Genomic DNA, 20,786 nt, shown 5'->3' on the forward strand with positions numbered 1-20,786 from the left:
CGGCGCGCGCCCGGCGCCTGCCAGGCCGCGAACTCAGGCGCGTACGTCCGGTTCGAGCTGCAATTGCAGCAAGATGATAGTGTCCTTGACCTTGAGTTTGCGCTTTTTCAGGCGCTGCAACTCGAAGTCGTCGATGCCGGGCTCATCCGACATTCGGCCGATCAAACGGTCGAGCCCACTGTGCTCCGATTCCAGTTGCAGAATCCGGTCGCGAAGTGTGTCCGCGTTGATGACGTGATGTTGATCGCGCATGCTCGCCTCCGCTCGACTATTGCGTGGGCTGCATGTTCGCCATGTTCAGCCCGTTGCCTGAGGTTGCTGTCCGGCTTAAAACGCGCTACGACTACCTGCACCGATGCGTGCACTACTGCGATACTACAACCGCGCAGGCGCCCGCCACACGAGCGCTACGTCGCGCGCGGCTTACTGTTGCTGCTTCTGCTGCTCTTCGAGTTGCTTCTGCTGCTTCAACTGGTCCTGACGTTTCTGCTCCGCTTTTTCGGCTGCCTGCTTCTGACGCGCCTCGACGTCGGCTTTGTGCTGAGCCGCTTCGGCCTGCTTTTTCTCGAAGCTCTGCTGCTTCTCTACGCGTTCCTGAGCCTTCTGCGCGCCCTGCTGACGAGCTTCGTCGAGCTTGCGTTGGAAGTCGGCCTGCTTCTGATCGTAAGCCTGCTGATTGGCCGCGGCCTTCGACGGGCTGATGCCGCGCTTCGCCTGGTCGATCGCGTGCTGGCGTTGCTTTTCCTCATAGGCCTGCGCGTTCGCGGCGCGCTGCGGCGCCTCTGCATTGCGCTGTGCCTCGTTCAACTGATGTTGACGCTGTTTCTCTTCATAAGCCTGGGCGTTGCGCGCGTCTTCGGCGGCGCGCTGCGGCGCGCCAGCTTCCTCCTGCGCGCGCTTGAGCTCCGCCTGCTCGTCACGTTTGCGGGCGCGTTGCGCGCGCTCTTCGCCGTCCAACGCGAGCTGTTCCTTGCGGATCTGCGCCTGTACCGTGCGCATCTGATCGCGTGCCTTGTTCAAGCAGTGATTGACGAAGAACGTGCTGTAGCAATTATGCTCGGCGACGCCATAGCGGTAGTTGTTTTCGTCGCTGCGCTGGTTAAGCACCTTCTGTCGCGCGTCGAACTCGCTCTCTCCAGATGTGGCACTGTCACCGCTCGCTGTGCTATCAGCTCCGGCATTCACTGAGCCATCCGCTTCGCCACTGACGCCATTGCCTTGATCCGCCGACGCCGCGCCTCGGGTCACCGAGCCCGCGGGCTTTCCGGCAGGCGCACTAGCGCCGCTTTCAGGCGCCACCGATTGCGCCGAAGCAGGCGCCGATAACGCGAGCGCGGCAGCCATCACACACGCCGCACACGACACCGCGAACGCTCTGCCCGAAACCAGCGCGCTCGCTTCGACGCCGCGCGTCACCCGTCCACGCAACGTGAACGGCCAGCGCACTGCGGACAGCGGCGAATGTGGCGTACGGGAGACCGGGTTCGAGCCCAGGCGGTTGAAAGAAAAGGAGATTGGCAACGTCGTAGAGGGGCAACGGAACATGCCCGAAATTCTATCACCCCCGGCGGTTGAGCCCTTTGGCATTTGTGGCAAAATGCCCCGCTCTAGCAACCTGGTCGCAGCGCGCACGCACTGCGTGCCCGGCGCCGCAAGGCGCCGCCGGCGCACGGCCCTTGACCGAGTCCGCAGGAAACCCAAGAGCTTATGACGGAAACCGTAGCACTCAAGATCGTACAGCGCATCGCCGCCGAACTGTCCGTACAGCCGCGCCAGGTCGCGGCCGCGGTGCAACTCCTCGACGAAGGAGCGACTGTTCCGTTCATCGCCCGCTACCGTAAGGAAGTGACCGACAATCTCGACGACACGCAGTTGCGTAATCTCGAAGAACGCCTGCTGTATCTGCGCGAACTGGAAGACCGGCGCGCGGCGATCGTCGCGAGCATCGACGAACAGGGCAAGCTCACCGACGAGCTGCGCAACGCGATCGAAGGCGCCGACAGCAAGCAGGTGCTCGAAGACCTGTATCTGCCGTATAAGCCGAAGCGCCGCACTCGCGCGCAGATCGCCCGCGAAGCCGGCCTGCAGCCGCTCGCCGACGCGCTGCTCGGCAATCCGCTGCTCGACCCGCAAACGGAAGCCGCCGCGTACGTGGACGCGGAGAAAGGCGTCGCGGATGTGAAGGCCGCACTCGACGGCGCCCGCGACATCCTCTCCGAGCAATTTGGCGAAACCGCTGATCTGCTCGGCAAACTGCGCGATTACCTGTTCAATCAAGGCGTAGTGTCGTCGAAAGTGGTCGAAGGCAAGGAAACCGCTGAAGAAGAAAAATTTCGCGACTATTACGACTATGCGGAAACGATTCGCACGGTGCCGTCGCATCGTGCGCTCGCGCTTTTCCGCGGCCGCAATGCGGGCGTGCTGATGGTCAAGCTGGGTCTCGGCGAAGAACTCGACGCACAGGTGCCCCATCCGGGCGAAGCGCTGATCGCACGTCACTTCGGTATTGCCAATCAGAACCGGCCGGCCGACAAGTGGCTTTCCGACGTTTGCCGCTGGTGCTGGCGCGTGAAGGTTCAGCCGCACATTGAAAACGAACTGCTGACCAACCTGCGCGACGAAGCCGAGCACGAAGCGATTCGCGTGTTCGCGCGCAATCTCAAGGACCTGCTGCTGGCCGCACCCGCGGGACCGAAGGCCGTGATCGGCCTCGATCCGGGCATGCGCACCGGCGTGAAGGTCGCGGTGGTGGATCGAACCGGCAAGGTACTCGTCACCGACGTGATCTATCCGCACGAGCCGCGCCGCGACTGGGACGGCTCCATCGCGAAACTCGCGCGCATCTGCGCGCAGACGCAAGCCGAACTGATCAGCATCGGCAACGGCACGGCGTCGCGGGAAACGGACAAGCTCGCGAGCGAACTCATTGCACGCCATCCGGAGTTCAAGCTGCAGAAAATCGTCGTGTCCGAAGCCGGCGCGTCGGTGTACTCAGCTTCCGAACTGGCCGCGAAGGAATTCCCCGACATGGACGTATCGCTGCGCGGCGCGGTGTCGATCGCGCGGCGGCTGCAAGACCCGCTCGCCGAACTCGTGAAGATCGAGCCGAAGGCAATCGGCGTCGGGCAGTATCAGCACGACGTGAATCAGCGCGAGCTTGCGCGCTCGCTCGACGCGGTCGTCGAAGACTGCGTGAACGCCGTGGGCGTTGACGCGAACACGGCGTCGGTCGCCCTGCTCGCGCGCGTGTCCGGGCTGAACGCCACGCTGGCTCGCAACATCGTCGATTATCGCGATGCAAACGGTCCGTTCCCATCGCGCGACCATCTGCGCAAGGTGCCGCGTCTGGGTGACAAGACGTTCGAACAGGCTGCAGGTTTTCTGCGCATCAACAACGGCGAAAACCCGCTCGACCGCTCGTCGGTGCACCCGGAAGCGTACCCGGTCGTTGAACGGATCCTCGCGAAGATCAACAAGCACGTTGGTGAAGTGCTCGGCAATCGGGATGCGCTGCGCGGCTTGTCGCCAGGCGAATTCGTCGACGAACGTTTCGGCCTGCCGACCGTGCGCGACATTCTGCTCGAACTCGAAAAGCCGGGCCGCGATCCGCGCCCGGAGTTCAAGACGGCTACATTCCGTGAAGGCGTCGAAAAAGTCAGCGATCTGACGCCGGGTATGGTGCTCGAGGGCGTCGTCACGAACGTCGCGGCGTTCGGTGCGTTCGTCGACATCGGCGTGCATCAGGATGGGCTCGTACACGTGTCGGCAATGTCGACGAAGTTCATCAAGGACCCGCACGAGGTCGTCAAGGCCGGACAGATCGTCAAGGTCAAGGTGCTCGAAGTCGATGTGAAGCGTCAGCGTATCGCGCTCACCATGCGCCTCGACGACGAGTTCGGCGCGGCGGCGGCGCGCAGTGGCGGCGGTGCGCAGCAGGATCGCGGCAACTTTGGCCGCTCGGGTGGCAATGGACGCGGCGCGTCGCAACAGCGCTCACGCGAACCGGAAGCAGGCGGCGCAATGGCTGCGGCATTCGCGAAGTTGAAGCAAAAGTAAAAGTCTCTGCGTTCAGTGGACGAAGCGCTTGCGCACCACTGAACACGCGCCTTCTACCACACGTCAGCCAATAAAAAACCCACGCATTTGCGTGGGTTTTTTATTTCCGCAGAAGCATTCTGCGATGCAAACGGGCAAGGCACGCCCCGCGCCGTCATATCTCGATCTTCGTACCCAACTCCACTACGCGATTAGCCGGAATACTAAAGAAGTCCGTCGGCTTGGCGGCGTTCTGGTGCATCCATGCAAAAACACGCTCGCGCCACACCGACATGCCTGGCAATTGTGTCGGCACCACCGTTTCGCGCGCGAGGAAAAACGACGTATCCATCAACTCGAAGGTCATGTCGTGCGTACGGCCGATTTCGGTGAGCACTGCTTTCACGTCCGGGGTTTCGTTGAACCCGTATGCGGCCTTGACCAGATACAGACCACCGTCGATGTTCTTCACCGTCACCCGCTCGGCGTCGTTCACATACGGAATGTCGCGCGTGACGAAGGTCAGGAAGATCGTGCGCTCATGCAACACCTTGTTGTGCTTCAGATTGTGCAGCAGGCTGACCGGCACCAGCGAATCGCTGCCCGTCAGATAAATCGCCGTACCCGACACACGATGCGGCGGATGCGCGAGCAGACCCTGCAGGAACGGCATCAACGGAATACCGTCGGCGGCCGTGCGCTCCTTCACGATCATCCTGCCCTTGAACCATGTCATCAGCAGGAAGAACAGCAGCGCGCCGATGCCGAGCGGCAGCCAGCCACCCTCTTCCACCTTCAGCAAGTTCGCACCGAAAAAGCCTAAGTCGATCGTAATGAACACAGCGATGATCAGCCCGACGAGGAACTTGTTCCAGTTCCACACCTTCACCATCACGACACAAGCCAGAATGGTCGTGATGACCATGGTCGCGGTCACCGCGATGCCGTACGCGGCCGCGAGATTGTCCGAGCTTTTGAACGCGATCACGATGCACAGAATGATGAACAGCAGCATCCAGTTCACCACCGGCACATAGATCTGGCCGATTGCGAGTTCGGATGTGTGCAGGATCTTCATACGCGGCACGTAGCCGAGTTGGATCGCCTGGCTCGTCAGCGAATACGCGCCTGAAATCACCGCCTGCGAAGCGATCACGGTCGCGACCGTCGACAGCACGACCAGCGGCAGCAACGCCCATTGCGGCGCGAGCAGGAAGAATGGATTCTCGATCGCTTTCGCGTCGTGCATCAGCAACGCGCCCTGGCCGAAATAGTTCAGCACCAGCGACGGCATGACCAGCACGTACCAGCCCATGCGGATCGGCTTGGCCCCGAAGTGGCCCATGTCCGCGTAGAGCGCCTCAGCGCCCGTCAGCACCAGCACCACTGAACCAAGCACGACATACGCTTGCAGCACATGTGCGGCCATGAAGGTGTACGCGTAATACGGGTTCAGCGCGCGGATCACGTTCGGCGATTGCACGATATGCCACAGCCCGAGCGCAGCAAGCACCACGAACCACACCAGCATGATCGGGCCGAATAACCGGCCAACCGTGGCCGTGCCGTGCCGCTGGATCCAGAACAGCAGCACAAGGATCACCATGGTCAGCGGCAATACGAGATGCGACAGATGAGGCGCCGCAATCTCCAGCCCCTCGACTGCGGAAATCACGGAAATGGCCGGCGTAATGACTGCGTCGCCATAAAACATGCAGGCACCGAAGATGCCGAGCATCATCAGCAATCCGGCCATTTTCGATTTCTCGTCGAGCGAACGCAGCGCCAGCGCCATGAGCGCGAGCACGCCACCCTCACCGTTGTTGTCCGCGCGCATCACGAACAATACGTACTTGATGCCCACCACGATCACGATGGCCCAGAACAGCAGCGAAATCACGCCCAGGATGGATTGATCGGTAAGCGGGATGCCATGCGACGGGCTGAAGGCCTCTTTCAGCGCATACAACGGGCTCGTGCCGATATCGCCGAACACCACCCCGATCGCGGCGACCGCGAGGGAAGGCAGTGGCTGTTTGTGCACGTGATTGTTATCTGTCATAAACGCGAGAAAATCCGTTCCCAGGGCGGAAAAAACGACCGCTATTCTAAACCGCCTGCCTGAAGCCGCCCGGCTTGTTGTGGATACACCACGTGGATGGTCCGCGCAGTGTAGCACTGCGGTATGTGCGCGTCTGCTGTACGAATTGCTATGCGGCGGATGTCATCGCAGGCTGCGAAGCGTAGTTGCCGGTGACTGCGCGCACATAAAAAACGGAGCCCAATCGGGCTCCGCTTTTGGATGTGTTGCATAGCACGGTGCAGCACTGAGTGCCGCTAAACGTTGCGGTGCCTGCTCAGTTTCCCGAGGACTCCTGCGCTTGCGCGACGCCGCGCTTGATCCACGCGCCGAGGTTATGCGGACGAACCGTGTCCCACTCCTCGAACGGCTGATGAATCCACGGATTCGTAGGCAGATACTGCACGTGATAATCGGGCTTCACTTTCGAGCAGCCTTTGTACCAGAGCACTGCGGAACGCACTGCCGTGATCGCCGGGTAGCGCTCTTTCAGATGCTGCTGAACCCGTGCAAGCGTGACGCCCGAATCGACGAGGTCGTCGACGAGCAGCACGTTGCCGTGCAGTTCGCCGCGCGTCATCGTGATGTATTGAGCGATGTCCAGTTCGCCCTGCTCCGTGCCGGCCGCTTCACGATACGAACTCGTGGCGAGAATAGCCAGCGGCAGATCGTAGATACGCGAAAGCTGGTCGCCCACGCGCAAACCGCCACGCGCGAGGCACAGGATCTTGTCGAACTTCCAGCCTGATTCATGCACGGCCATGGCGAGCAATTCGATCAGCCGGTGATATTCGTCCCAGCCGACCCACAGGTTCTTGTCGTCGTTGCGCGGATCTTTCATCGCAATCATGGGGAGACCTTGCACCATCGCTTAAGCCTTGAACGGATGACGAAGCAGAATGGTCTCGTCGCGATCCGGACCCGTGGACACCATGTCGATAGGAATGCCCGCCACTTCCTGAACGCGCGACAGATACGCACGTGCGTTCGCCGGGAGCTTGTCCCATTCCTTGATGCCGACGGTGCTTTCCTTCCAGCCCGCGAAGGTTTCGTACACCGGCTCGCAGCGCGCGACTTCCGACGCGCCGCGCGGCAGCAGATCGACGTTCTTGCCGTCCACCGTGTAGCCGACGCAGAGCTTCACTTCTTCGAGACCGTCGAGCACGTCGAGCTTGGTCATGCACAGGCCCGACACGCCATTGATCTGGATCGAGCGGCGCAGTGCTGCAACGTCGAGCCAGCCGGTGCGGCGCGGACGGCCGGTAACCGAGCCAAATTCCTTGCCGACGGTGGCGAGTTCCAGACCGATCGCTTCCTGACGCGCGGCGTTGTCCGCGTCGTACAGTTCGCTCGGGAACGGGCCCGAACCGACGCGTGTGCAGTACGCTTTGGTGATGCCGAGAATGTAGTTCAGCTTCTGCGGACCGACGCCCGCACCCGCAGTCGCTGCGCCCGCGACGCAATTGCTCGACGTGACAAACGGATAGGTACCGTGATCGATATCGAGCAGCGTGCCTTGCGCGCCTTCGAACAGCAGGTTGCTGCCGGCGGCGTTCGCGTCGTACAAACGGCGCGACACGTCGGTGACCATTGGCTTCAGACGGTCGGCATAGCCCAGCATCGTGTCGAGCGTTTGCTGGAAATCGACAGCGGCGACGCCCAGGTACTGCGTCAGCACGAAGTTGTGATAGTCCAGATTTTCGCGCAGGCGTTCGGCGAAAGTCTCCGGCTCGAAGAGGTCCTGAACGCGCAAGCCGCGGCGCGCCACCTTGTCTTCGTACGCCGGGCCGATGCCGCGGCCGGTCGTGCCGATTTTGCTCGCACCGCGGCGCGCTTCGCGGCCCTGGTCGATAGCAATGTGGTACGGCAGAATCAGCGTGGTGGCTTCGGAAATGAACAGGCGTTTCTGAACGTCGACGCCGGCGGCTTCGAGCTCGCCAATTTCCTTGAACAGCGCTTCCGGCGACAACACGACGCCATTGCCGATGTAGCACGCGACGCCGGGGTGCATGATGCCCGACGGAATCAGACGCAAGATGGTTTTCTTGCCGCCGATGATAAGCGTGTGACCGGCATTGTGACCGCCCTGGAAGCGAACGACGCCGTGGGCGTGGTCCGTCAGCCAGTCGACGATCTTGCCCTTGCCTTCATCACCCCACTGGGTCCCCACGACGACGACGTTACGCCCGGGGTTCACATTCACTGCGCTGGCAGACATGTTGTTTCGTAAGCTGGTTAAAAACGTATTCTACCTAGGTTCGCGGAAGCATCCGGAATTTTTCCGTTTCCGCTCAACGGTATGCACGTTATGGTGGGTATTGCGAAGAAGCGCGGCTCGTATCGGAGCGCGCTCAGGAACGCGGTTCAACCGTCCATGCGCCGTTGCGCTCGACCAACACGCGGTCGAACGCGAATTCATCCAGGTCGTGCTCGTGGCCAGGCAGTGCCTGAATCACCACTTCGCCGGCATCGCGCAACGCGGCGACGCTCACACGCAGCGCGTCGTCGTGCTGCCACGGCGCGAGGATCGCGCTGCTGCGCGCTTCGACAGGCGAGATGCGCGCCACTTCGCGCAGATCGAGCGAAAAGCCGGTCGCCGCCCGTGCGCGCCCATAAGCCTGCCCGACATGGTCGTAACGGCCGCCGCGCGCGACGGCATTCGGCACGCCGTCCACGTAGGCCGAGAACATGACGCCGCTGTGATACGCGTAGCCACGCAAATCGGCGAGGTCGATCATGACTTCGGCGCCTTCCACCTGGCTCGCGAGGAAGGCGAGGTCGTCGAGCGCGCGCGCGATAGCCGGCGCATTCGGCAAGCGGGCGCGTGCCTCCTCGAGCACCGAGGCGTCCCCGTAAAGCGAGGGCAGCGAGCGCAACGCATCGCGTGTCACGGCCGTGAGATTGGCGGTCAATTCGACTAGCCGCGGCACGTCCTTGCCCGCCAGCGCGTCGTACAGCGATTGTCCCAGCTCGGCCGCCGCCGGTTCCGCTTCGATCAATGCGGCGAGCACGCCCGCGTGGCACAGGTCGAGACGCACCTTGGCGAGGCCCGCGAGACGCAGCGCATCGAGCATTAGCTGCTGGATTTCGAGATCGGCCTCGAGCCCCGCATGACCGTAGATTTCGGCGCCGATCTGAATCTGCTCGCGCGTCGCATGCAGGCCGCGCGGCCGCGTGTGCGCGACATTTCCGGCATAGCAAAGACGCGTGACGCCCTGGCGGTTCAGCAGGTGCGCGTCGATACGCGCGACCTGCGGCGTGATGTCGGCGCGCAGGCCGAGCGTGCGTCCGGACAACTGATCGACGAGCTTGAACGTGCGCAGATTGAGGTCGTGCCCGCCGCCCGTCAGCAGCGACTCGATGTATTCGAGCATCGGCGGCATCACCATCTCGTAGCCGTACGAGCGGAAACGGTCCAGCAGATGGCGCCGCAACTCTTCGATCTTGCGGGCTTCCGACGGCAGCACGTCGGCAATATTCTCGGGAAGTAACCAGGTCGACATCGATACAGTCCTACGACGTTGAACACGGCGGCTGAGTGCGCCGGTAAGTGAGAGTGTTTGGCGGGCCAGGGCTCGATTCTGGCGAGTTCGGCGGCTTTCCGGATGCGGCCCGTATTGCGTTGGACCGAAAGCGCGGGTTCCGCAGCGAGCCGCCGCGCAAATGTGCGACCTTGGTCACACCCGAAGTCGCGCCGCACGCGGCATCGCGCTAACCGGCCTGCTGCCTCAGGTCACGAAAAACAGCAGAATCAGACCGAGCAGCATCACGATCAGCCCGCCGACACGAATCTGATGCGCCGGTCGTTCCGCTATTCTACGGAACGTGTCGCGCCAGGCGCTCGGAAAAACGAACGGGAACATCCCCTCGATAATCAGCATCAACGCGATCGCGAGCAGTAACGAGCCGACTATATCCATGCTAAAGAAGGGGGCCGCGATGCGAATGCCGCGGCATTCCGGGTTATTAGTGTTTGCGCGGAGCCGCGGAAGCGTCCGGGGCGAGGCCGCCGGTCGAACTACGCATGAAGCGGAAGAACTCGTTGCTCGGATCGACCACAATTACGTCGCCTGGCTTGAAGGTCTTCCGGTACGCCTGCATGCTTTGGTAGAACTGATAGAACTCCGGGTCGCTGCCGTACGCTTGCGCGGCGATCTCGGCTGCGTTTGCGTCGCCCTCGCCCTTGATGGTTTGCGCCTGACGGTAACCGTCCGCGAGAATCGCCTGTTGTTGCGCGACCGCGTCCGCCCGGATCTTGTCGGCCTCGGCGGCACCCTTCGCGCGCTCGTCGGCCGCGGCCTGCTCGCGTTCGGCGATCATCCGCTTGTAGACCGAGTCAGCCATGGAGGCCGGAACATCGACCCGCGTCAACTGAACGTCCACGACCGACACGCCCAGCGACGCCGCACTCTTCGCCATCGCGGCCCGGGCTTCGTCGGCGAGTGCCTGCTGTTTGGCCAATGCGTCGGATAACGTGTACTTGCCGAACGCGTCGCCGAGCGCACTGCGCGCAACGAGGGCAATGCGGTCCGGCAGGCTTTGCACGTCGCCCTTCGTTTCGGCGAGCAGCTTCAGCGGATCGGTCACGCGATATTTGACGACAGGGTTCGCGAGCAGATCGTTCTTGTCCGAAGTGACGTAGCGATCTTCGTCCGGCGCGTCGAGCGACTGGATGCGGTTATCGACAAGCGTCACCGTTTGCAACGGCGGCGGCAACTTCACGTGCAAGCCTGGACCGAGCAAGGTGGGAGCGGCGTCGCCACGCGGGGACAACACTGCCATATGACGCTGGTCGACAACGAATACCATCGACGAAGCAGCAAACAGCACGATGACAACGGCAATGACGAGCGCAATGATCTTGTTCATGATGTGCGCCCCTTATTGAACGTCGTCTTCACGCGTACGGCTGCGGAAGGAATCGCGTGAGCGCAGCGCGTCGCTACTGGCCGCCGCCCGGCTGGCGGGTGTGGCGGCTGAGGCAGACGCAGACACTGCAGGCGCTGCCGCCGTCGATCCGCCTGCGGCGGGCGCATTGGAAGTCGCTACCTGCGGCGCGCTGGCGGCCACGCCGCCCGATGCCGCCGTGGCGGCTGCAGCAGAATCGGCCACCCGTTGACGAGTCTGCTCGACCAGCTTGTCGAGCGGCAGATACAGCACATTGTTGCCGCTCTTGCTGTCCACAAAAACCTTCGTCGTATTCGAATAGATCTGCTGCATGGTTTCCAGATACATGCGCTCGCGAATGACCGCGGGCGCTTTCGAGTACTGCGCATAGACCTGCTTGAAGCGTTCGGCGTCGCCTTGCGCCTCAGCCACCGTTTTGTCGCTGTAGGTTTTCGCGTCGTCGATCTGGCGCGCCACATCGGCTTGCGCGCGCGGCAGCAGATCAGCGGCGTACGCCTGCGCGTCGCGCTTCGCACGCTCGTTCTCCTGACGGACCTTGGCAGCGTCGTCAAACGCGGCCTGCACCCTGTCGGGAACCTGCACGCCCTGGATCGTCACACCGGTGACAGCGAGGCCGGACTGATACTCATCGAGCGATTGCTGGATCGCTGCCATTAACTGCTGACGAATTACTTCGCGATCCTGACCAAGAATTTCGTCTGTGCTGCGCGCGCCGACGATGCCGCGCACCGCCGCCTGCGCGGCCTGCATCACGCCCTGATCGGGATCGACGCTGCGGAAGAGGTAATCGGTCGGCTTGCGAATCTGGTACTGCACCGCAAAGCGCACGTCGACGATGTCCGCGTCGTGCGTGAGCATGGACGCGTCTTTCACATTCGCGAGACGCACCACGTTATTGCGGCCGATTTCCACCTGGCGAACCTGGCCGATATTGACGAGTTCATGCGCTTCGAACGGATAAGGCAGGCGCCAGTGCACGCCTTGCCCCGCCGTGTAGCGATATTTGCCGAACTGCATCACAACGCCGGCCTGGCCGTCTTGCACGACGAACACACCACTGCCGAGATAGATGGCGATCAGCACGCCGATGACGATGCCCACGCCGATGCGCGCGCCACGGCCGTTGTCGGGACGCCCGCCGCCGACACCGCCGCCCTTGCGGCCGAACATGCGGCTCAGACGGCGGTTGAAATCCCGCCACATCTCGTCGAGATCCGGGGGACCTTCACCTTCCTTGGTCTGAGGACGCTTGGGCTCACCCGGCCGCTGACGCTCGCCATTGCCGTCGCCACGGCCCCAGCGGGGATCGTTCAGTGAAAACATGGCGCGCATGCGCAGCCAGATACTCCGCTCGTTGTAATCGTTCACCTGTGTTCGTTCACCAGAGTAGACAGCGGGTATGCAATTGGAACGGGTCAGTGCCCGAGTTCTGAGACCTTGCGCTCGTCGCGCGGTGCCGCCGACCGGTCTTCTTCCGAGGAGTCATGCGGCGTGTCGGACAGAGCTTCCGCAGTAGCGATCTCAGCGATGGCAGCGCGCAATGTATCCAGCCCCTGCCCCGTGCGCGCGCTCAAAAAGACGCGCGAAATATTACCATACTCGTCCCGCTCGACCGCGTCCCCGCGGGCCGCCAACTCCGGCACTGCGTCGATCTTGTTGAACACGAGCACCTGCCGGATCGTGTCCGCACCGATCGCGTGCAACACCTCGTTGACCTGATCAATCTGGTCGAGTCGCACCGCGCTCGACGCGTCGACGACATGCAGCAACAGATCGGCGTGAATTGTTTCCTCGAGCGTGGCGCGAAACGCCGCAACCAGTTGGTGGGGCAGTTCGCGAATGAAGCCGACCGTGTCGGACACCACCACCTGCCCTGCTTCGTCGCCGAGATAAACGCGGCGGGAGGTCGTGTCGAGCGTGGCAAACAACTGGTCGGCCGCATAGGCCTGCGCCTTCGTGAGCGCGTTGAAGAGCGTGGACTTGCCCGCGTTCGTATAGCCGACCAGCGACACCGACATGGTCTGATTGCGCGAGCGCTGGCGGCGCTGCGTGCCATGCTGACGGCGCAGTTTTTCGAGCCGCGTCTTCAGCGCCTTGATGCGCTCGCCGATCAGCCGGCGGTCGGTTTCGAGCTGCGTTTCGCCTGGACCGCGCAAGCCGATACCGCCTTTTTGCCGCTCGAGGTGGGTCCATGCGCGGATTAGCCGCGTCGACAGATACTGCAATTGCGCGAGTTCCACCTGCAGCTTGCCTTCATGGCTGCGGGCGCGTTGCGCAAAAATATCGAGGATGAGACTCGTGCGGTCGACCACGCGCCGATTAAGCGCTTGCTCCAGATTGCGCTGCTGGGCAGGCGCAAGAGCGTGGTTGAAAATAACGAGTTCGATGTCGTTCGCCTCACACGCGAGACGCAGTTCTTCGGCCTTGCCGCTGCCGACGAACATCTTCGCATCGGGACTGGCCCGGCGCCCGGTGAGGGTGACTAGAGGATTCGCGCCCGCGCTTTGCGCGAGCAGGCTGAGTTCTTCGAGACTGGCTTCGAAATCGATCTTACCGAAGTCGATGCCGACAAGCGCTGCATTGATCAAATTGGAGGGTATCAAAATGAGGCGGCCGGAGGTGATCGCCAACGGGCGACGCTACGCCGGCCGCGACGGGGGTTTAGGACTGTTCAGAATCCGGGTGGAAATTCACCGGACGGGCTGGCACGACAGTCGAGATTGCGTGCTTGTAGACCATCTGGGTGACCGTATTCCGGAGCAACACGACGTACTGGTCGAACGATTCAATGTTCCCTTGAAGCTTGATGCCGTTGACCAGGTAGATCGACACCGGCACATGCTCTTTACGCAGTGCGTTCAAAAACGGGTCTTGTAACAATTGCCCTTTGTTGCTCATAGCAAACTCCGTATTTTTTTGCAGGTTGACTAAATTGACGACAGAAGAAAAAGGTATCCGCCGTCAACCGCTACACTATAGCCGATTTTCGTTTTCGCGCGGGCACCCTGCCCAAGCGGCCAAACCCAACGCACATGCGGGTTTCAGCCTTTGTCCGCGTAAGGGTTGGTCGACGATCTGAACTCTATTCGCAATGGAGTCCCGGTCAGCTTGAAAGTTTCACGGAAGCGGTTTTCAAGGTAGCGTTTGTACGTTTCGGTGATCGCATCGAGTGCGTTGCCATGAATCACAATGATCGGGGGATTCTGTCCACCCTGGTGCGCGTAACGCAATTTCGGCCGCACCGGACCACGGCGACGCGGCTGCTGAAACTCCACTGCATCGATCAGCGCACGCGTGAGCTTCGGCGTGGGCAGCTTCGCCATTGCCGCGGCGTACGCGTCGTCCACCGAGCGCATCAGCGGACCGATACCTGTTTTTTCCGCTGCAGAAATGAAATGGAACTTGGCGAAGTCGAGGAATTTTAGTTTGCGTTCGAGATCCGCTTTGGTGCGCTCGCGCACATGCGAATCGAGCCCGTCCCACTTGTTTACGCCGACCACCAGCGCACGACCTTGCTCCACCACGAAGCCGGCGATATGCGCGTCCTGTTCCGAAATGTCTTGACGCGCGTCGAGCAGCAGAATCACGACATTCGCGTCCGAAATCGACTGCAGCGTTTTCACCACCGAGAACTTCTCGATCGCTTCGAACACCTTGCCGCGACGGCGCAAGCCCGCCGTATCGATCAGCGTGTACGGCTTGCCCTGGCGTTCAAAGTCGACGTAGATCGAATCGCGCGTAGTGCCCGGCATATCGAACGCGATGACGCGCTCTTCGCCGACCAGTGCGTTGATCAACGTCGACTTGCCGACGTTCGGACGGCCGACAATCGCGATCTTGACGCCGCGCGCTTCCTTCTCGTCGTCGCTTTCCTCGGGCTGGCCCGCGTAAGCGACGCCGAGCGCCTCATTGATCATCTCCGTGACGCCGTCACCGTGTGCAGCCGAAATTGCACGCGGATCGCCGAGACCGAGCTCGTAGAAGTCGGCGGCGACCGTGCTGTACTTCATCCCCTCGGCCTTGTTGACGACGAGGAAGATCGGCCGGCCGGTCTTGCGCAAGTAGTCGGCAATTGACTTGTCTTGCGGCGCAAGGCCATTGCGACCGTCGACGATGAACACGACGATGTCCGATTCCTCCACCGCCTGGCGCGTCTGGCGCGCCATTTCATGGAGAATGCCGTCTTTCGCGACGGGCTCGAAACCGCCGGTATCGACGACCAGGTACGGCCGCTCGCCTGTACGCCCTTCGCCGTAGTGGCGATCGCGTGTGAGGCCAGGCAGATCGGCAACGAGCGCATCACGCGAACGCGTGAGACGATTGAAGAGCGTGGATTTCCCCACATTGGGGCGCCCTACGAGGGCAATAACGGGTTTCATCAGATGTTGTTCACAGTGAAACGCGGATCGGAATCGACCGTCCGCGTTGCGACGCCATTGCGCCGCTAGACGGCAGCGTTTGACGAAAATTATCACGAATTCGGCCAGCCCCGGCTGCGCTGTCCATATGCGCGCCGAGGCGGACGGGGGTTTGACTGTATGCGCAGCGCGGCGAGGCTACGAGGCTTCGTTTTGCTGCGGGCAGTTCGCTCGCGAATTGCGCTGCCCGTCTTGCAACGGCCAAAGAACGGCGCCGCGAGCGGTGAACAAGCCACATTGGGCGTTTCTGTTGGCCCGTGTGCGTCACCGCTGTACGCTGCCGTTGGTCGCCGCTTTGTTTGCCGCCTTCGCTGAGTGGCTTTCGCAGCTGGGTTTCTCGGCCGCGTTGGTCGGCCGCTGTTTTTCAGCCGCTGCTTGTAGCCGCTTCATTGGCCGTTTTCGTTGGCTGCTTTCGCCGGCCGTTGCCGTTGGCCGCTTTCATTGGCCGCTTTCATTGGCCGCTTTCATTGGCCACTTTCATTGGCCACTTCACTCAGCCGTTCTTGTCGGCCCGCCGACCCAGCCAGTGTGGCGGAATTCCATTTCCCTACTGACTTGCGACGCCGCCTTCCGGGACAACACGTGCGCCGCCGAACGCAAAGAACACGGCACCTGCATCCACCGCCAACAGCGTTCGGCCGGCAAAGCCGGCCTGCCCGCTTGGGCGGCGTTCCCGCAAAATCAACGCGGACGATAACCGTACAGGTCGCCGTCGCGCGTTTGCACGACGAGCGTCTCGCCGGCCAGCACCGGTGCCGCCGAAATCGCGCTGCCGTCGGTCTTCATGCGCGCGACTAGCGTTCCGTCGTCGCGCGACAGGAAGTGCACGTAACCCTGGTAGTCGCCGAGCACGGCCGCATGACCGAGGATGAACGGCACGCCCAGTTCGCGATTCTTAAGCTTGTCGTTCTTCCACAACTGCGTGCCATTCGTGACGTCGAACGCGGATACGACCGACCAGTCGTCCGCCGCGACAACCGCGCGGTCGTCCTGCGCGAGACCGCTCGCGCTCGAGAACGCCTTTTCCCACAGCGCACGGCCAGAGTTCGCATCGAAACAGCCGATCTGCCCTTGGAACGTCACCGCACAGGTTTCCGAACCGACCAGCGTGGGCGGTCCGGTCACGTCGTTGATGCGCTCCACTTCGGTCACGCCCTTCGGATAAGAAACCGGCGTTTGCCAGTAGTTCTCACCCGTCTGCAGATTGATCGCGGCAAACGCACCGCCGGGGAACCCAGCCAGCACAGCCGCGTCGCCGGCGAAAGTCATACCCGACGACACGCGCAGGTTCAGCGGCACCGCGCGGTTGCGGTAGTTCCACTTCTGCTCGCCGGTTTGCGCATTGAATGCGACGATCTGTCCGTCCACCGTACGCACGACCACCAGACCGTTGCCGACGAGCGGCGGCGAAATGATTTCGCCCGGTGCCTTGGCCGTCCACAATTGCTTGCCGTCCGCGCCGAGCACATAGACGTCGCCCTTCAGGCCGCCGACCGCCGCCAGCGTGCCGTCGCTGCCGACACCTGCGGAAATGTCGTCGTGCAGCTTGACTCGCCAGATGTCTTTGCCGGTTTGTGCGTCGATCTTCGCGACCGAGCCGTTTTGGCCGGCCGCATAAACGGCGTCGCCGACCGCAACCGGCGAGAACAGATAACGACCTGCCTTACCGACGCTCGTCTTCCAGGCTTGCTGCACGTCGAGCACGGGTTTGAACTCGGTGAGCGGCGTCGGCACGCGGCGCTCGTCTTTCGTGGATGAGCATGCCGCGAGAGCGAGGACGGTCATCGCACAGACAACGGGCACAGCGTAACGTTTCAGCAGATTCATCGGTGGACGAAGCATTCAGGAAATAGGTTAAAGAAAGACCGGTTGGTCGTTGCACGCGGTGCACCGCACCCGGCGCTTAGCCGCCCAGCGCGTCGAGCTTGAACTGGATCAACTGACGTGCGGAGCTGTCATTCTTCGACAGCGATTCGAGCGCGAGCTTGTAGGCCGCGCGCGCGTCGTCACGCTTGCCCTGAGCGGCGAGCAGATCGCCGCGGCCGTTTGCGACGATGCCTTTGAACGCATCGGACTGCGGCTCGGCGAGCAGTGCGAGACCCTGGTCGTAAGCCTTTTCGTCGAGCAACAGCGAAGCAAGCCGCAGCTTGGCGATCTGCTTGAACTCGTCGTCCTTCGCGTGATCGATGGTCCATTGCAGCTGGGCTTTTGCCGCGGCTTCGTCGCCTGCGGCATAGAGCGCCTTGGCGGCGCCAAGCGCGGTCATTTGCGCGTAGGCCGTGCGGCTGAACTTGTCTTCCATGTCTGCAGCGACCCGCGTGATCTTCGCCTTGTCGCCCGACGCCACCGCCTGCTGCACCTGGTCATATAACACAGCGGCTTCCGCTGCCTGACGCCGCTGCCAGAAATTCCAGCCGTTCCAGCCTGCCGAGACGACCAGCGCCACTAGCACGATCCATGTGGTGGCATTACCCCATTGCGCCCACCAAGTCTTCAGACCTTCAATCGATTCTTGTTCGTCGTGGTAACTCATTGCCCGGCGATTTCCTCTTTCTTGCTACGTGTGCGTGTCGAGCCTGATCGATCACCAACCGGCTCGACGACATCGCGATCAGTCGTCGCCGTCTTCGGCGGTTGCAACCATCGCATTGATTAGAAATTCGGTCAAGTCTTCGGCGGGCACGTTTTGTTGCTCGTTTTTACCGCCGCTCGCCTGCGTATCCCGCAGCGGTTTGACCCCGACCGTACCGTTCGCGATCTCATCTTCGCCGAGCACCACCGCGAACGCGGCGCCGCTTGCGTCGGCGCGCTTCATCTGCGATTTGAAGCTCGCCGACTGGCCGTCAGCGCTGCAATGCAGGATCACATCAAGGCCGGTGTCGCGCAGCCGCTCGGCGATAATGAAAGCCTGCTCGCGCGCGGCGTCGCCTTGATGGACTACATAGACGTCGCAACCTTCGTCTTCAGGCACGAGCTTATCTTCCTTCAGCAACTCGAGAATTCGCTCGATGCCCATTGCCCAGCCGCAAGCCGCCGTGGGCTTGCCGCCTAGCTGCTCGATCAGCGGATCGTAACGGCCGCCCGCCGCGACGGTGCCCTGCGCGCCCAGCTTGTCCGTCACCCATTCGAACACGGTCAGATTGTAGTAATCGAGACCGCGCACGAGACGCGGATTGATCTTGAACGGAATGTTGTTCGCTTTGAGAATGCGCTGCAAACCTTCGAAGTGCGCGCGCGACTCCTCGCCCAGGAAATCGATCAGCTTCGGCGCGTTCTGCGCGACCTCCTGCAGCGCCGGATTCTTCGTGTCGAGCACGCGCAGCGGGTTCGTGTAGAGACGGCGCTTCGCGTCTTCGTCGAGCACGTCCATGTGCTTTTCGAGGTAAGCGATCAGTTCCACGCGATGCGCCGCGCGTTCTTCCGCGAGACCGAGCGAATTGATTTCGAGCTTGATGCCAGTCAAGCCCAGGTCGTCCCACAAGCGCTGGCACATCATGATGATTTCAGCGTCCGCGTCCGGACCGGCAAAGCCCAACGCTTCCACGCCGACCTGATGGAACTGACGATAGCGGCCGCGTTGCGGACGCTCGTGACGGAACATCGGGCCGATGTACCACAGGCGCTTCGGGCCGTCGTACAACATGTTGTGCTCGATCGCCGCGCGCACCACCGCCGCCGTATTTTCCGGGCGCATAGTCAGATTTTCACCGTTCAACGCGTCGGTGAAGCTGTACATCTCTTTCTCGACGATGTCGGTCACTTCGCCGATACCGCGCGTGAACAGCTGCGTATGTTCGACGATCGGCGTACGAATATTCTGGTATCCGTACGAACGCAACATCGACTTGACGGTGGTTTCGAAAAATTCCCACAGCCCGGCGTCCTGCGGAAGGATGTCGTTCATGCCCTTCACACCCGACAGCTTTTCGAGCTTTTTCTTCTGTTCAGTCATCTGTATCCGATAGCCGATGTTTAGTTGAGCGCCTCGGCGCGGCCGTACCGGCGCTCGACGTAGTCACTCACGATTTGCTGGAATTCTTGCGCAATGTTTTCGCCGCGCAGCGTCTTTACCTTCTCGCCGTCGATGAACACCGGCGCCGCCGGGTTCTCGCCCGAACCAGGCAGGCTGATACCGATGTTCGCCTGCTTCGACTCGCCCGGACCGTTGACGATGCAGCCCATCACCGCGACGTGCATTTTTTCGACGCCAGGATACTGATCGCGCCACACCGGCATCTGCGTGCGCAGATACGTCTGGATTTGCGACGCGAGTTCCTGGAACAGCGTGCTCGTCGTGCGGCCACAGCCGGGGCACGCGATCACCATCGGCGTGAATGAGCGCAGGCCCATGGTCTGCAGAATTTCCTGGCCGACGATCACCTCACCGGTACGCGACGCGCCCGGCTCCGGGGTCAGCGAGATACGGATCGTGTCACCGATGCCTTGCTGCAGCAGCACCGACAGCGCCGCCGTGGACGCGACGATGCCCTTGGAGCCCATACCCGCTTCCGTCAAGCCCAGGTGCAGCGCGAAATCGCAACGGCGCGCGAGTTCGCGGTACACCGCGATCAGGTCCTGCACGCCGCTCACCTTGCACGACAGAATGATCTTGTTGCGTGAAAGGCCGAGTTCAACCGCGCGCTCGGCCGAGCCGATGGCCGACTGGATCAGCGCTTCGTACATGACGCTTTGCGCTTCCCACGGCGTCGCGCGGGCTGCGTTTTCGTCCATCATTTTCGCGAGCAGATCCTGGTCCAGACTGCCCCAGTTGACGCCGATGCGTACCGGCTTGTCGTACTTCACCGCCGCTTCGATCATCTGCGCGAACTGGGTGTCGCGTTTCGCGCCGTGCCCAACGTTGCCAGGATTGATCCGGTATTTGGACAACGACTCCGCGCACGCGGGGTAATCACGCAGCAGCAGGTGGCCGTTGTAGTGGAAATCGCCGACGAGCGGCACCGACACGCCCATGCGGTCGAGCTGCTCGCGCACCGCCGGCACGGCCGCGGCCGCCTCCGGCGTATTGACCGTGATACGCACCAGTTCCGAGCCGGCTTGCGCCAGCTCCTTGATCTGGATGGCCGTGCCAATCGCGTCGGCGGTGTCCGTATTCGTCATCGACTGGACGCGCACGGGCGCATCGCCCCCGATGGTGACGAGCTGGCCGCCCCAGCGAACGTCGACCGCGTGCGACTTGCGCCGCGCAGCCTGTCCGCCGAACACCGGCTCGTTTGACACGATCTTGCTACTGGATTGGGATTGAGCTTCGGATTGCATCGAAAAACCCATTTACGCCACGCGCGTCACACAAAGATGCGACGCCTCAATTGAAAAAGCGCCGCGGT

18 protein-coding genes are annotated in these 20,786 nt (G+C 62.1%); 2 read left to right on the top strand and 16 right to left on the bottom strand.

Features of this window, described 5'->3' with window-relative positions; genetic code table 11:
• Positions 1 to 33: 33 nt before the first annotated feature.
• On the bottom strand, positions 34 to 252 hold the full coding sequence (locus ACTJLB_RS09680; protein ID WP_020065556.1) for a DUF465 domain-containing protein: 219 nt from the start codon (positions 250 to 252) through the stop codon (positions 34 to 36).
• Positions 253 to 423: 171 nt separating this feature from the next.
• Positions 424 to 1,545, bottom strand: coding sequence for a hypothetical protein (locus tag ACTJLB_RS09685; RefSeq protein ID WP_440783129.1), 1,122 nt, complete (start codon positions 1,543 to 1,545; stop codon positions 424 to 426).
• 162 nt (positions 1,546 to 1,707) lie between these two features.
• On the opposite strand from ACTJLB_RS09685, the gene ACTJLB_RS09690 reads away from it, so the two are divergent.
• A complete protein-coding gene (locus ACTJLB_RS09690; RefSeq protein WP_204520551.1) occupies positions 1,708 to 4,056 on the top strand; it encodes a Tex family protein in 2,349 nt (782 codons plus the stop codon).
• Between the two features lie 154 nt (positions 4,057 to 4,210).
• Here the strand turns inward: ACTJLB_RS09690 and ACTJLB_RS09695 are convergent, their stop codons facing one another.
• The 10 genes from ACTJLB_RS09695 to der form a co-directional block, all read right to left on the bottom strand.
• Positions 4,211 to 6,097, bottom strand: coding sequence for a potassium transporter Kup (locus ACTJLB_RS09695; protein WP_027804236.1), 1,887 nt, complete (start codon positions 6,095 to 6,097; stop codon positions 4,211 to 4,213).
• A gap of 295 nt (positions 6,098 to 6,392) precedes the next feature.
• Positions 6,393 to 6,983: a phosphoribosyltransferase gene (locus ACTJLB_RS09700; protein WP_020065552.1), complete on the bottom strand. Its 591-nt coding sequence runs from the start codon at positions 6,981 to 6,983 to the stop codon at positions 6,393 to 6,395.
• 3 nt (positions 6,984 to 6,986) lie between these two features.
• On the bottom strand, positions 6,987 to 8,333 hold the full coding sequence (locus ACTJLB_RS09705) for an adenylosuccinate synthase (RefSeq protein ID WP_020065551.1): 1,347 nt from the start codon (positions 8,331 to 8,333) through the stop codon (positions 6,987 to 6,989).
• A gap of 133 nt (positions 8,334 to 8,466) precedes the next feature.
• A complete protein-coding gene (locus tag ACTJLB_RS09710; RefSeq protein WP_020065550.1) occupies positions 8,467 to 9,618 on the bottom strand; it encodes an ATP phosphoribosyltransferase regulatory subunit in 1,152 nt (383 codons plus the stop codon).
• Between the two features lie 225 nt (positions 9,619 to 9,843).
• Positions 9,844 to 10,035, bottom strand: coding sequence for a DUF2065 domain-containing protein (locus ACTJLB_RS09715; protein WP_020065549.1), 192 nt, complete (start codon positions 10,033 to 10,035; stop codon positions 9,844 to 9,846).
• A gap of 46 nt (positions 10,036 to 10,081) precedes the next feature.
• A complete protein-coding gene (gene hflC, locus ACTJLB_RS09720) occupies positions 10,082 to 10,984 on the bottom strand; it encodes a protease modulator HflC (protein WP_408410112.1) in 903 nt (300 codons plus the stop codon).
• 12 nt (positions 10,985 to 10,996) lie between these two features.
• Positions 10,997 to 12,391, bottom strand: a complete 1,395-nt coding sequence (gene hflK / locus ACTJLB_RS09725) for an FtsH protease activity modulator HflK (RefSeq protein WP_288823502.1) — start codon at positions 12,389 to 12,391, stop codon at positions 10,997 to 10,999.
• 47 nt (positions 12,392 to 12,438) lie between these two features.
• Entirely contained in the window at positions 12,439 to 13,611 is a 1,173-nt protein-coding gene (hflX, locus tag ACTJLB_RS09730) for a GTPase HflX (RefSeq protein WP_033379419.1), read from the bottom strand.
• Positions 13,612 to 13,684: 73 nt separating this feature from the next.
• Positions 13,685 to 13,921: an RNA chaperone Hfq gene (gene hfq, locus ACTJLB_RS09735; RefSeq protein WP_006051315.1), complete on the bottom strand. Its 237-nt coding sequence runs from the start codon at positions 13,919 to 13,921 to the stop codon at positions 13,685 to 13,687.
• 143 nt (positions 13,922 to 14,064) lie between these two features.
• A complete protein-coding gene (gene der, locus ACTJLB_RS09740) occupies positions 14,065 to 15,402 on the bottom strand; it encodes a ribosome biogenesis GTPase Der (RefSeq protein ID WP_027775398.1) in 1,338 nt (445 codons plus the stop codon).
• A gap of 262 nt (positions 15,403 to 15,664) precedes the next feature.
• Here der and ACTJLB_RS09745 point away from each other — a divergent pair, with 262 nt between their 5' ends.
• Complete coding sequence (locus ACTJLB_RS09745) at positions 15,665 to 16,138, top strand: hypothetical protein (RefSeq protein WP_440783130.1); 474 nt, start codon at positions 15,665 to 15,667, stop codon at positions 16,136 to 16,138.
• On the opposite strand, the gene bamB is transcribed toward ACTJLB_RS09745, so the two are convergent.
• The 4 genes from bamB to ispG form a co-directional block, all read right to left on the bottom strand.
• Positions 16,123 to 17,268, bottom strand: a complete 1,146-nt coding sequence (bamB, locus tag ACTJLB_RS09750) for an outer membrane protein assembly factor BamB (RefSeq protein ID WP_027775399.1) — start codon at positions 17,266 to 17,268, stop codon at positions 16,123 to 16,125. The genes ACTJLB_RS09745 and bamB overlap by 16 nt on opposite strands.
• Before the next feature lie 76 nt (positions 17,269 to 17,344).
• Positions 17,345 to 17,974, bottom strand: coding sequence for a YfgM family protein (locus ACTJLB_RS09755; protein ID WP_020065542.1), 630 nt, complete (start codon positions 17,972 to 17,974; stop codon positions 17,345 to 17,347).
• Positions 17,975 to 18,052: 78 nt separating this feature from the next.
• The gene (hisS, locus tag ACTJLB_RS09760) at positions 18,053 to 19,393 is read right to left on the bottom strand and encodes a histidine--tRNA ligase (protein WP_087752281.1); all 1,341 of its coding nucleotides are present in this window, start codon (positions 19,391 to 19,393) and stop codon (positions 18,053 to 18,055) included.
• Positions 19,394 to 19,413: 20 nt separating this feature from the next.
• A complete protein-coding gene (gene ispG, locus ACTJLB_RS09765) occupies positions 19,414 to 20,730 on the bottom strand; it encodes a flavodoxin-dependent (E)-4-hydroxy-3-methylbut-2-enyl-diphosphate synthase (RefSeq protein ID WP_027775402.1) in 1,317 nt (438 codons plus the stop codon).
• Between the last annotated feature and the right edge of the window lie 56 nt (positions 20,731 to 20,786).

The organism is Paraburkholderia sp. 22098, assembly GCF_052045935.1.
Lineage (GTDB): Bacteria > Pseudomonadota > Gammaproteobacteria > Burkholderiales > Burkholderiaceae > Paraburkholderia > Paraburkholderia caledonica.